The sequence below is a fragment of the Flavobacterium sp. PL11 genome (genome assembly GCF_035985025.1).
Classification (GTDB): Bacteria; Bacteroidota; Bacteroidia; order Flavobacteriales; family Flavobacteriaceae; genus Flavobacterium.
In genome coordinates, this window is sequence record NZ_JAXCIA010000025.1 from 16,880 (window position 1) to 29,725 (window position 12,846).

Annotated in this window: 9 protein-coding genes; 4 read left to right on the forward strand and 5 right to left on the reverse strand. The window is 31.3% G+C overall.

Annotated features, from left to right (window positions below; all coding sequences use genetic code 11):
- Window positions 1-34 precede the first annotated feature (34 nt).
- Window positions 35-208 (forward strand): hypothetical protein, encoded by a 174-nt coding sequence (locus RCH18_RS12555; RefSeq protein WP_326937108.1) that lies wholly within the window; start codon window positions 35-37, stop codon window positions 206-208.
- Window positions 209-612: 404 nt separating this feature from the next.
- Here the strand turns inward: RCH18_RS12555 and RCH18_RS12560 are convergent, their stop codons facing one another.
- Window positions 613-3,123, reverse strand: a complete 2,511-nt coding sequence (locus tag RCH18_RS12560; protein WP_326937109.1) for a TonB-dependent receptor domain-containing protein — start codon at window positions 3,121-3,123, stop codon at window positions 613-615.
- Between the two features lie 525 nt (window positions 3,124-3,648).
- On the opposite strand from RCH18_RS12560, the gene RCH18_RS12565 reads away from it, so the two are divergent.
- The gene (locus tag RCH18_RS12565; RefSeq protein ID WP_326937110.1) at window positions 3,649-4,560 is read left to right on the forward strand and encodes a CPBP family intramembrane glutamic endopeptidase; all 912 of its coding nucleotides are present in this window, start codon (window positions 3,649-3,651) and stop codon (window positions 4,558-4,560) included.
- Window positions 4,561-4,597: 37 nt separating this feature from the next.
- A complete protein-coding gene (locus RCH18_RS12570; RefSeq protein ID WP_326937111.1) occupies window positions 4,598-5,647 on the forward strand; it encodes an AMP-binding protein in 1,050 nt (349 codons plus the stop codon).
- A 63-nt stretch (window positions 5,648-5,710) separates the two neighbouring features.
- On the opposite strand, the gene RCH18_RS12575 is transcribed toward RCH18_RS12570, so the two are convergent.
- From RCH18_RS12575 to RCH18_RS12585, 3 genes are all read right to left on the reverse strand, one after another.
- Complete coding sequence (locus tag RCH18_RS12575) at window positions 5,711-7,339, reverse strand: acyl-CoA carboxylase subunit beta (protein ID WP_326937112.1); 1,629 nt, start codon at window positions 7,337-7,339, stop codon at window positions 5,711-5,713.
- A gap of 159 nt (window positions 7,340-7,498) precedes the next feature.
- Window positions 7,499-8,500 carry a UDP-3-O-(3-hydroxymyristoyl)glucosamine N-acyltransferase gene (lpxD, locus tag RCH18_RS12580; RefSeq protein ID WP_326937113.1) on the reverse strand — a complete coding sequence of 334 codons (1,002 nt, stop codon included), beginning with the start codon at window positions 8,498-8,500 and terminating at the stop codon, window positions 7,499-7,501.
- A gap of 39 nt (window positions 8,501-8,539) precedes the next feature.
- The gene (locus RCH18_RS12585) at window positions 8,540-10,168 is read right to left on the reverse strand and encodes a DUF4139 domain-containing protein (protein WP_326937114.1); all 1,629 of its coding nucleotides are present in this window, start codon (window positions 10,166-10,168) and stop codon (window positions 8,540-8,542) included.
- A 571-nt stretch (window positions 10,169-10,739) separates the two neighbouring features.
- Here RCH18_RS12585 and RCH18_RS12590 point away from each other — a divergent pair.
- Window positions 10,740-11,543: a phospholipase A gene (locus tag RCH18_RS12590; RefSeq protein ID WP_326937115.1), complete on the forward strand. Its 804-nt coding sequence runs from the start codon at window positions 10,740-10,742 to the stop codon at window positions 11,541-11,543.
- A gap of 129 nt (window positions 11,544-11,672) precedes the next feature.
- Here RCH18_RS12590 and prfB read toward each other — a convergent pair.
- Window positions 11,673-12,771 (reverse strand): peptide chain release factor 2 gene (prfB, locus tag RCH18_RS12595; protein WP_326937116.1). Its coding sequence is split into 2 segments (ribosomal slippage): window positions 11,673-12,707 and window positions 12,709-12,771, totalling 1,098 coding nucleotides; the frame shifts between segments, so codons are not numbered across the junction.
- Window positions 12,772-12,846 lie beyond the last annotated feature (75 nt).

Below are 12,846 nucleotides of genomic sequence, written 5' to 3' on the forward strand. Positions count from 1 at the left end.
TACATTTGTACTTACATTCAAAATTCCGGAAAACATGTTTGAATTTTCACAGTATTTAGGCTTTTTACTTTTCTTAACCATTCTTACAATTGGATTTTGGTTAATGTTTTTTCTTGTTGGTTTCGTATCCTATTGGGTAGGTGGAGCAACTTGGGAAGCATATAAAGAGAGAAGAGATAAAAAGAAGGAAGAACAACAAACAGTATAAGCTGTTTTGTTAAATAGAAAAGGACTCACGTTGTGAGTCCTTTTTTTATACTTTAAATTTAAATTTTTATAAGGATTACTATTTTGAATTAGTTCTATTGATTTTAATCGCTATATTTTTATCTTAAAATCTAATAAAAATATTACTCTAGTGTCTTTTAAGGGGAATTAACTAGGATAAAAATATAATCATACTCATGACAAATTTCTAAACTATTGCTTAGAAACTTTCTTCTACAGTTCTAAAATCCTGCCTTATACTTATGTTATATCCAATACAAAAATAATTTAAATCATTCCGTTATTTACTCCACTTTAAATTTTCACCTAAGATAAATAACAAAGCTAATTGATACAAATATTTAAAAAAAAAGAGGACTATAAGTATATAATCCTCTTTTTCTATTATCCTTGGAAATCACCTTCACCATCATTTTGATTAGGTCTAGGTCTTTCTCTTTCGTTTTTAGGTTTGTTGAAACGATATGTAAATGATAAAGTAAATGATCTTTGTCTCCATTGCATTTCGCTATAAGAGCTCACAACTCCTTCAAGATAATTTTCACTTATTCTTTTTCTTGAATCAAAAACATCACTAACATTGGCTGAAATGGTTGCCTTGTCTTTTAAAACATCTTTACTAAAAGCTAAATTTGCTCCAAATACTCCAAGACTTTTACCTTGAGCGCTAGTTTGTGGTGCGTTATAACTGGCGTTGGTTTGCCAATCGATTTTGTATGGCAATGTAATTTTAGATGTTAATCGAGATGACCATGAAGTGGCTACATTGTCAAAATTTTGAACAATTATTTTATTAGTAAAATCAGTATAGGTATAATTTCCTTGTGTTTCATTTCTGAATAAATTGAAATTTCCATTTAATTTCCACCATTTGTAAGGAGAATAATTTAATGTAAATTCAAATCCTGCTCTATATTCTGTTGCTAAGTTGATAGGTCCGCTGAAAATTATAGGTGTTCTGGTGTCTTCTCTACCATTAACTTGTGTTACTACACCATTCACAACGGTATCTTCGCCATCCAAAACATTGACAACAAAGCTACCTGACTCTCTGCGAATATACTGAAAAGAATCTGTTGTTTTGTTAATGTATAGCGAAGTGTTGAATGTTAACTTATCCCATCTTTTTATAAAACCAAAGTCAATTGCATCAGAAAATGAAGGATTTAAATCAGGATTCCCTACAAATAAATTGATATTACTTGACAAACTGCTGAAGGGATTCAAGAAACGGCCTCTAGGTCTTTGTATTCTTCGACTATAACTAACAGATGCGCTACTTTTATCTGAAATTTCATAAGTAAAGAAAGCACTAGGGAAGAAATTATTATATTTTTTGGTGTTATAATCATTAGTCGCTAATTGGTTTATCTCAATATTAGAATCTTCAAAACGCAATCCAAAAAGGGCTGAAAATTTATTTACTTTAAGTCCGTATTGAGTATAAAGTGCATTCACTTTTTCTTTATATTCTAATTCATTTGTAAAATTAGTATTGATCACACCGTCATTCTCCACTTTATAATCTGTAAGTAAATCAGAGAATTCACCACGATAACCTGCTTCAAATTGACTTCCTTCTCCGAATGGTAAGACATAATCTAACTGTACTAAATTTCTATTTTGTGATTGATTATTACGGGTTTTATCTAATTTAATTATATTAGTATTTGTCTTTGTATCAGTAATTAAAGCACCATTGATATCATCATTTTTAGAAAAGGAACCATCAATGGTTAATTTATGTCCGTCCTTTTTAAATTTTTTTATAAAATTAGTGGCAAATTCTATATTTTCACTATCACCATTTTCTAAGTTAATACGATTGCGAGCGTAATCAAAGTCAAAGTTAGAATTGTAATAATTTTGTAAAACATTATCAACGTTATTTCCATCGCTTTTTCTATAATTAATAGAGTTAGTCCAAGAAGTAGTTTCATTTAAATTAAGTTCGATGCCAAAATTTCCGTTATACCCTTTATTTCCTCGTTCATTATCTCTATTTTCATAGATATAATTTTTTGTACTATTATTAGCATTTAAATATCTCGAGTTAGTAAATGAATTTCCAGGATTGCTTCGATCATTATAACCTTGTGTCGTAAATAAGTTAAAATTTTTGGATTTATAATTCAAATTTCCGCTGATACCATACGTTTCAGGATAACCTGTAGAAGCTATAAAAGTTCCATTTAAACCTTGGTTTTTACCTTTTTTCAGAATGATATTTAACAATCCACCACCACCTTCAGCATCATAACGTGCAGATGGATTAGTGATCACCTCTACTTTTTCAATAGCATCTGCAGGAATTAATCGTAATGCTTCAGCGATATTAATGGCATTGGAGGGTTTACCATCAATTAAAACTCTCACATTGTCGTTTCCACGAAGACTTACATTGCCTTCAATATCTACAGAAACTGATGGTATGTTGTCTAAAACGTCACTTACAGTTCCACCTTTTACCATCAAATCATTTCCTACGTTATATACTTTTTTGTCTAATTTGATCTCGACAGTAGTTCTTTCAGTACGAATCACCACTTCATTTAGCTGATTTGCATCCTCTTCTAAACTTATTGTACCTAAAGTGGTGCTAGATTTAAAATTTCTTTGTTTGATTTCATTTACTTTAAAAGATATAAATTCAATTTTAACATCATATATACCTGGCTTAATTTCTATATCAAATTCTCCTTTCGGATTTGTAATTCCACCAGCTACTGGTTTTGGATTATCAGGAGTTAAAAAAGTAATAGTCGCGTATTCTAAAGGTTGTTTACTTACTTTTTCTATTACCTTACCAGTGATTTTGATTCTTTTACTATTCGCTTCTTGGGCAAAACTGAAAAGCGTGCTTAAAAAGAGAACTAGAATCAAAGCAAATTTCATTTTTTTCATTTTTGTAAAAATTAATTGAGAGAGTTAGATCAAAAAGGTTAACGATGGTTTAAAACAATAAAGCATAAATAAATGTTAATAAATACTTGAAAGCAATACGAAATAAAAGAATATAATTTTGCAAATAAATAATCCATATTTCAAATAATGACTTACTATTTTTAGTTTAAAGTCTTTAAAATTACTAGTATAAAATAAGCATAGCATAGTTCCATTCTATATTAGGATAGGTCCTGCACTTTGTTTTTAACTTTTGCGAATTAAAAGAAGTTGTAAAATATTTTATAAATAATCAATCATTAAAAAAACAGTAAAATTATTTACGTGTTAATAATTTCAAATGTTATATTTGACTTTTTAAAATGCGTAGCACAATTTCAAGTTTTACTGTATTTTAAATCGCAATATATTAATATCCTATTCAACTATATTCTTAGTCGCCATTTTTTAGGCTTTTTATTAGTGTGCAAAAATAGGATTTGTTTAGCAAATTTCGCATATAATTAAACAAAATTTATGTTTTTAGAACAAGGTGTTAATTCAGAGAATAAGTTTTGGAAGTATTTAGTGGGATCAGTGTTTTTGATTTTTGCTTCTGCAGTGGGTCAAAGCGTATTTTTAGTAGCTTTAGAATATGATTCTACTTTAAAAGGATTGAGTTACCCACATACAGAGGCGGGATTGATGCAATATTTTGAACCTAATATAACGTTGTTTTTATTGCTTATATCTTTCGTATTTGTTTTAGTAGCACTATATTTTGTTGTACGTTATTTACATCATCAAACTATATTATCCGTAACTACATCAAGAAAAGCGGTCGACTGGAACCGGATAATTTTTGCTTTTTTGATATGGGCCTTATTCTCCATTGCTACAATATTATTATCTTATTTTTACAATCCAAGTGACTTTGTATTGAATTTTAAACCAGTTCCTTTTGCAATATTAGTTTTAATAGGAGTGTTATTTATTCCATTACAAACTAGTGCTGAAGAATATATTTTTAGAGGTTATTTAATGCAGGGATTTGCTAACTTGGTTAGAAATAAGTGGTTTCCATTAATAATGACATCTCTTATTTTTGGAAGTTTGCATTTTTTTAATCCAGAAGTAGCTAAAATAGGTCCTGTAATAATGGTTTATTATATAGGTACCGGTTTGTTTTTAGGCATAATAACACTTATGGACGAAGGAATGGAACTTGCCTTAGGATTTCATGCTGCTAACAATTTAGTTGGCGCTTTGCTTCTAACTTCAGATTGGTCGGCATTTCAAACGCATTCTATTTTTAAAGATATATCAGAACCTTCAGCAGGATTAGAAGTAATTTTGCCTGTCATAATTATTTACCCAATACTTTTATATATCTTTAGTAAAAAATACAATTGGACTAACTGGATGGACAAACTTACTGGGAAAATTTAGTGCGTTTTACATTTATAAATATTTAAATTTTACAACAATGACTGCAACAATTACATATAATAACGTACATAATTTTTTTAAACTTAATGGCTATCACTTAGATAGGGATGATTTATGTCGAATTGCCTATAGTTTTATCAAAGAGGGAGAAGCTTATGAAAAAGTAATGGGCGATTTTATACTCGATTGGTTTGACGCTAGATCGTATGTACTAATTAAAACTTCTGGAACAACGGGAATTGCAAAAAAAATCAGGATTGATAAACAAGCAATGGTTGATTCTGCAATTGCAACAGGTGATTTTTTCGATTTAGCACCTGGTAATAAAGCTTTGCATTGTTTACCAATTGATTATATAGCGGGGAAATTAATGCTTGTAAGAGCGCTAATCCTGGGACTTGATATGGACTTTGTAGAACCTAATTCACATCCTAAGTTTAACAAAAACACTGTTTATGATTTTGCTGCAATGGTACCTTTGCAAGTCCAAAATTCCTTAAATGAATTAGCTCAAGTAAAAAAACTTATTATAGGTGGTGCAAAGATTAATAAAGTATTAGAGAAAGAGTTGTCCCAAGTGAAAACCGAAGTTTTCGAGACTTATGGTATGACCGAGACAATTACGCATATTGCCGCAAAAAAAATAGGGGAAGAAGCTTTTTCGCTTTTGCCAAATATTGAAATTTCGCAAGATGAAAGAAATTGTCTCGTAATTCACGCTCCAAAAATAGCAGCTGACGCCATTATTACTAATGATTTAGTGACATTAATTAATGAAAATCAGTTTGTATTTTTAGGAAGAATAGATAATATTGTCAATAGTGGCGGTATAAAATTAAGTCCGGAAAAAATAGAAGATAAGTTATCTGATAAAATTCATACCCGATTTTTTGTTGCAGGAATACCAGACGCTGATTTAGGAGAAAAATTAATTCTATTAATAGAAGGAGAAAAGCATGTTATAAGTACTTCTATTTTTGCAGATTTGGATAAATATGAACATCCAAAAGGGATATTTTTTGTCGATAAATTTTTAGAAACTGAAAACGGAAAGATAAAAAGAAAAGAGATTTTACAAACTTTATGAATTTAAATTGCTAGTAAAAAAAGCATCTTGGAACTCAAGATGCTTTTTTTGTTTATAATATTCTTAAACTTGTATAACTCCCAAATTAAATTTTTTTTCAATAGGAGCATGGTTAGCTGCTTCGATTCCCATAGAAATCCAAGTTCTAGTATCTAAAGGATCAATAATGGCATCAGTCCATAATCGCGATGCTGCATAATAAGGAGAAACTTGCTCGTCATATCTTGCTTTTATTTTATCAAATAATTCCTTTTCTTTTACTTCGTCAACCAGTTCTCCTTTTGCTTTAAGTGATGAAGCTTCAATTTGTGCTAAAACTTTCGCAGCTTGAGTTCCTCCCATAACTGCAAGTTCTGCACTTGGCCAAGCAAAAATTAATCTAGGATCATAGGCTTTGCCACACATTGCATAATTTCCAGCTCCATAAGAATTACCAACAATTACAGTAAATTTTGGAACTACTGAATTAGAAACTGCGTTGACCATTTTTGCTCCGTCTTTTATAATGCCGCCATGTTCTGACTTAGATCCAACCATAAAACCAGTAACATCTTGAACAAAAACTAACGGGATTTTCTTTTGATTGCAGTTAGCAATAAATCGAGTGGCTTTATCAGCTGAATCAGAATAAATTACACCACCAAATTGCATTTCACCATTCTTAGTCTTTACTACTTTCCTTTGGTTTGCAACAATTCCTACCGCCCACCCATCAATTCGTGCGTAACCGGTAATTATAGTTTGGCCATAACCGTCTTTATAAGCTTCAAACTCTGAATTGTCAACTAGTCGATTGATGATTTCCATCATATCATATTGCTCATTACGAGCTTTAGGTAAAATACCATAAATATCTATTTCATTCAGTGCTGGCTTTTGTGATTTGATTCGGCTATAACCTGCTTTATCAAAATCGCCTATTTTGTCAACTATATTTTTTATTTTATCAAGTGCATCTTTGTCATTCTTAGCTTTATAATCAGTTACACCCGAAATTTCACAATGTGTTGTTGCTCCTCCTAGTGTTTCATTGTCGATGCTTTCGCCAATGGCTGCTTTTACTAAATAACTACCTGCAAGAAATATACTTCCTGTTTTTTCAACAATCAAGGCTTCATCACTCATTATAGGTAAATAAGCTCCACCAGCTACACAACTTCCCATTACAGCTGCAATTTGGGTAATTCCCAGACTACTCATTTGAGCATTATTTCTAAAAATGCGTCCAAAATGCTCTTTATCGGGGAAAATTTCATCTTGTAAAGGCAAATAAACTCCAGCACTATCTACTAAGTAAATGATGGGAAGTCGATTTTCCATTGCTATTTCTTGAGCACGTAAATTTTTCTTAGCGGTGATCGGAAACCACGCTCCAGCTTTTACAGTAGCATCATTTGCCACAACAATCACTTGCTTTCCTCCTATATAACCTATTTTAACAACCACGCCACCCGACGGACATCCTCCATGCTCTTCATACATTCCTTCTCCTACAAATGCACCTATTTCTATTGCATCTGCTTTTGGATCAAGTAAATAATCAATTCGCTCCCTAGCGGTCATTTTGCCCTCATTGTGCAGTTTTTGAATCCGCTTTTCACCTCCACCTAGTTTAACTATGCTTAGTTTTTGACGTAATTTTGAAAGTAAAAGTTTATTGTGATCTTCGTTTTTATTGAAATTCAAATCCATGATGAAATAATATTATAAAAATTTAGGCTAAAATACACATTCAATTTAGATGTTTCTTAGCATTTTTTTGTTTTTAGAAAGAGAGAAGGTTTTTATTTTAATTAAAAACAAAAAAGCAGAACATTAGTTCTGCTTTTTTAGGGATTTTACAATATTGATTTACTTATTTTTAGATTCATTTACCAATCTTTTTAAAATGGCCCATTGTTTTAATGCATCTCTAGCCTCGACTGCTGGGTATCCAAGCATTGTTTTTCCAGCAGGAATATCAGCAGTAACTCCTGATCCAGCACCTACAATTGCTCTATCACCTATAGTTGTATGATCTTTAATAGATGCGCTTCCGCCAATTATAACGCCATTTCCTAAAGTCACTGAACCTGCTAACCCGCTATTACCAGCCATGATACAAAACATTCCTAACTTGCTATTATGTCCTATTTGTACCAAATTATCTATTTTACAACCATCTCCAAGGACAGTTGAGCTAAATTTCCCTCTGTCAATACAAGAATTAGCGCCTATTTCGACATTATTACCAATTATAACATTGCCAATTTGGGGAATCTTAACTAAACCTCTTTCTGGATCTGGACGAAAACCAAAACCGTCAGCTCCGATGGTAGCATTAGGATGAATAATACATTCATTTCCTATATGGCAGCGTTCTCTAATTACAGTACCTGACCAAATAACGGAATTTTTACCTATTGTTGACTCATCAAGAATGGTCACATTAGGATATATTGTTGTGTTGTCACCAATGATCACCTTGGGACCTACATAACATCCTGCTCCAATTCTCGCACCATTACATATAGTAGCAGATTGGTCAATAACTGCAGTTGGATGAATATCAATATGAAATAATGGAGTTGCAGGCGCGAAAAGTTCCAATATTTGTGACATAGCTAAGTCAGCATTTTTGACTTTTATAAAAGCCCGATCTTCACCCGGCTCAATTGAAATATTTTCATTGACAACGGCCACACAAGCTTTAGATCCTGCCCATAATTTCTCATACTTTTTATTTCCAATAAAAGAAATTTCAGATTCGCTAGCAGCTTCAAGTTGCTCAGGAGCTGTTATTTTGTGGAAGGTGTTTCCAACTATGACGCCTTTTAATATTTCATTTATTTCTTGTAAGGAATACGATTTCATTTATTTTTGATTAGTTTTAATTAGGTTTTACTGCTAAAGTTATAAATTATCAATAGACTTATCTTTTGGATACTTTACTTTATAGCTAATTCTCATCTTTTTAGTTTCATTAACTGATAGTTTTAAATCCCAGCAAAGCATTCCAGTTTCTGGATTTACTTTGGCTTTACTATTTTCTAAAATCTCAACAGTAATTTCTTTCTCAGTACTAAGCGGAATTTGTTCTTTGATAGCTATTTCAATATTTTCTTTTTTATTATTCTTTACCGTAATATCGTAAGTAAAAGTTTGCTCTTTATAGGAGGATAAGAATTTTGTTCCTGATTTCTCTGCTATTTTATCTCTTGTAATAGCAATTTTTTTATCGCGTCCCATACCCAGATTTAATGTATCGGCTGTTTGGTTTGGGTTAATCATTGTTTTTCCCACATACATTCCTTCAAAAATGATGTTGGCTTCACCTTTCAACAAATTATATTTTGAATAATCTGCAATTTCAGCAAGTAAAAAAGCATCAGTATCCACTCGTGGTGCGGCATAATAGTTATAGGTTGCAGGTAATTTAATTTCTTTTAGCGCCACGCTATGCGCTTTTCCATTGGATAAAATATCATAAGGAATATCAATATCAAATGATACATTTAGTTGGTTTTCGTTAATAGTCGTATAATTAGAAATGCTTGACATTTTTGTTTTCGCATCTTCTTTCAATGATCCGTAACCAACAACTACCACTTCATTTAATTCTGCTCTTGATAGTACTTTACCCGAACCTACTGAGGCTATATTTAATAAATTTTCTTGATATTTTAAAAACCAAGGTTGCAATTCAGGCGCTTGATTATTTTGGTTTGGATTGCCGCTGGATAAAGTTAGTTTTACCTTTTTCCAATCAATTCCAGAACTTTGGAAAATTTGCCCTTTATACATCATATTGATAGGATCTTTTATACTTTCCGCTCGCAATTCATAAAATGGATTCCATTTAGCTGAGTTAGTTACGTATGATATATCTAATGGTACAATACCAGCTACAGTATTCATCACTTGCAAAATCAGTTTGCCTGAGGATGACTTTTCTTCATTTTTTGAATCTATTTCTAGCTTGTTATTTAGAGCAGTCAGCTTTTTATTCCAGTTTTGTTCTTTTTCTTGTAAATCAATAATTATATTTTCAAGCTCCGTTTTTTTAAGACTGTAATAATCTACTAGTTTTATTAGTTCTGCTACATTTAATCCAGTATTTGCACCAGCTACATTTTTATTATTATCGAGCAATGCAATTGCTTGTACATTTGTTTGGACTTTAATTTGTGTTTTTTTAATTTCTTTTTTTACAAATGTGATGCTATCACGTACTTTTTTGATAACTGGATTAGTCTCATCAATTTCAAACTCTGAGATGTAATTAGTAGTAAACTGCACTGATAATACGGTAATTGAACTTGGAGCTCCTATTTGTATTGTATTTTGATTTAAAGTATTGGCTATATTTTTTATAACAATTTCGCTAGTGCCTAAAGGTAAATTTACAACTGTTACTTGAGAAAGTTCTGCCGCGTTAAAATAAACTGTGGCCGATTTTACCTTTGCCGTAGAAAAAGTTGGTTTTTGGGCATAAGAAAATAGGGTAAGGAAAAAGGTTATTATAATTATATTATTTTTCATAATCATTTAAGTTCACAGAAAAGTACTTTGTAAATATAATAAAAATAATTGCTTTACTACTTTTAGTATTTTATCATTACAATCATAAATTTTAAATTTAAAATTGACGAGCTTATGATACTATTCTAAATTTTTAAACTATAATATAGGTTGAGTAATTAGTAGTATTTTAAGCGGCTTTTTCAACCATATAAGTTATTTAAGTTTTAAGTATAATGTCTATTCATATTAGGAAAATATAATCTTAAATGATAATTTTTTTTGCCAAATTAAGTTCACAATAGGTATTAAATAATGACAGATAAATTGGAAATTAATTGTATTCATAACCTAATTTCTATTAGTCAAGATCTAGTAATAATTTAAATTAAGCTTTATCTAATTATTTCATAATGGAATTATAAAATTCTATAAACAATGATAAAGTCAATTGTCTATTTTTGCAGTTAAAATAATTTTCATGCTAAAATCTACTTTTTTTAAGATAATATTTATAAGCGTATTTTTCTCTTATTTTTCACTTAATGCTCAAATTCAGGCATTATTTAATAATAAAACGCAACTTCGAAATATGACAGAAAGGTGGGAATTGGACACTACTTCGGTTAGAGGAACTTTTTTGCTTACACCTTATAAACCTATTTATGTTTTGCCTGTAAGATGGTCTAGTTCCCCTAATGAACGTCCTATTTCAGTAAATGAAGGTCCTGATTATGTTGCTCCAGCGGGTGTTGAGTACGATAATGTGGAGTCCAAATTTCAATTGAGTTTTAAAACTAAAATTTTGCAAGGTATATTTTGGGGACATGGTGATTTATGGCTTGCCTATACTCAGGTGGGTCATTGGCAACTTTATAATGATGCCTTATCGCGCCCATTTAGAGAAATTAATTATGAACCAGAATTGATACTTAATGTCCCTGTAAAATTTAATCTTTTAGGTTTTAAAACGAGAATGGTGGGTGTCGCTTTTAATCACGAATCCAATGGCAAGAGCAATCCGTATTCCCGTAGTTGGAATAGGATTATTTTCCACGCTGGCTTTGAACGTAAAAGTTGGAGTTTTTATGTAAGACCATGGTTTATTTTGTCAGCTAAAGAAGATGATAATCCTGACATTGCCTCTTATATTGGTAGGGGAGATATTAATGTAATTTATAAGAAGAATGGAAATATTTTTTCATTCATAGGAACTCATAATTTGAATCTTAATTCTAAATCTAAAGGTGGTGCTTTCTTTTGTTGGTCTTATCCTATTAAAAATAATTTGAAAGGTTTTCTGCAAGTTTCTCATGGTTACGGTGAATCTTTAATCGATTACAATCATAAACAGACGACTGTAGGCTTAGGAGTTTCTTTAATCGAATGGTTTTAAATAAGCGATATAATAAAAAAAATCCTCTCAATACTTTATATCTATAAAGTTGAGAGGATTGGTTTTTTTGATTTTATCACAAATCTAAATGATCTAAAAATAATGAAGAATTAAATTATTTTTCAAATATTATTCTTCTTCCTTTTGTCCCATCATCATTAGGTAGGCTTTTAGAAATTCATCAATTTCACCATTCATAACACCATCTACATTGCTAGTTTCGTAACCAGTACGCACATCTTTGACTAGCTTATAAGGTTGCATCACATAATTGCGTATTTGAGAACCCCATTCAATTTTCATTTTACCGGCTTCAATATCTGCTCGTTGTGCCTGCTTTTTCTTTAGCTCAATTTCGTACAATTGAGATCGCAACATTTGCATAGCACGTTGTCTATTATCTTGCTGGGAACGCGTTTCTGAACATTGGATTTGAATTCCGGTTGGTTTGTGAAACAATTGTACTTTAGTTTCCACTTTATTTACATTTTGTCCGCCAGCTCCACTTGATCTTGAGGTAGTGATTTCAATATCGGCAGGATTAATGTCGATTTCAATGCTGTCATCAACTAGTGGATAAACATAAACAGAAACAAATGAAGTATGACGTTTTGCATTACTATCAAATGGAGATATGCGCACTAATCGATGTACTCCGTTTTCTCCTTTTAGATAACCAAAAGAATAATCGCCTTCAAATTCTAATGTAACGGTTTTAATTCCTGCAGCTTCTCCTTTTTGAAAGTTTAGCTCTTTAATTTTATAGCCATATTTTTCGCCCCACATCATGTACATTCGCATTAGCATTTCAGCCCAATCACAACTTTCAGTTCCTCCAGCGCCTGCGGTAATCTGTACGACAGCACTTAAAGTATCTCCCTCGTCTGAAAGCATGTTCTTGAACTCAATAGCCTCAATATGTGCTTGGGTAGCCACATATTGTTCGTCTAATTCTTCAGTGGTAAATTCTCCTTCTCTATAAAAATCATAAGCAAGTTGCAATTCATCCGTCATTTCGACGGCTTTATTATAATCTTCAATCCATTTTTTTTTATTTCGAAGATTTTTTACAATAGCTTCAGCATCTTTTGCGTTATTCCAAAAATCGGGCGCAAAAGTTTTCTCTTCTTCGTTAGAAATTTCAATTAATTTGGCATCAACGTCAAAGATACCTCCTCAACGCACCAAGGCGCTCTACAATACCTTTAATTTGTTCGGTAGTTGTCATAAATTATGTAATTTTGTGACGCAAAAATAGATAAATTTTTACATTGGGACAAATTGAAAATTTTCTCAATAAAAA

Excerpts from the sequence above, each read along its gene's own strand:
- RCH18_RS12565 (WP_326937110.1), top strand. The coding sequence starts at position 3,649 with ATGTTTTTAGAACAAGGTGTTAATTCAGAGAATAAGTTTTGGAAGTAT.
- RCH18_RS12570 (WP_326937111.1), top strand. The coding sequence starts at position 4,598 with ATGACTGCAACAATTACATATAATAACGTACATAATTTTTTTAAACTT.
- lpxD (WP_326937113.1), bottom strand. The coding sequence starts at position 8,500 with ATGAAATCGTATTCCTTACAAGAAATAAATGAAATATTAAAAGGCGTC.
- RCH18_RS12560 (WP_326937109.1), bottom strand. The coding sequence starts at position 3,123 with ATGAAATTTGCTTTGATTCTAGTTCTCTTTTTAAGCACGCTTTTCAGT.
- RCH18_RS12575 (WP_326937112.1), bottom strand. The coding sequence starts at position 7,339 with ATGGATTTGAATTTCAATAAAAACGAAGATCACAATAAACTTTTACTT.
- RCH18_RS12585 (WP_326937114.1), bottom strand. The coding sequence starts at position 10,168 with ATGAAAAATAATATAATTATAATAACCTTTTTCCTTACCCTATTTTCT.
- RCH18_RS12590 (WP_326937115.1), top strand. The coding sequence starts at position 10,740 with ATGACAGAAAGGTGGGAATTGGACACTACTTCGGTTAGAGGAACTTTT.
- RCH18_RS12555 (WP_326937108.1), top strand. The coding sequence starts at position 35 with ATGTTTGAATTTTCACAGTATTTAGGCTTTTTACTTTTCTTAACCATT.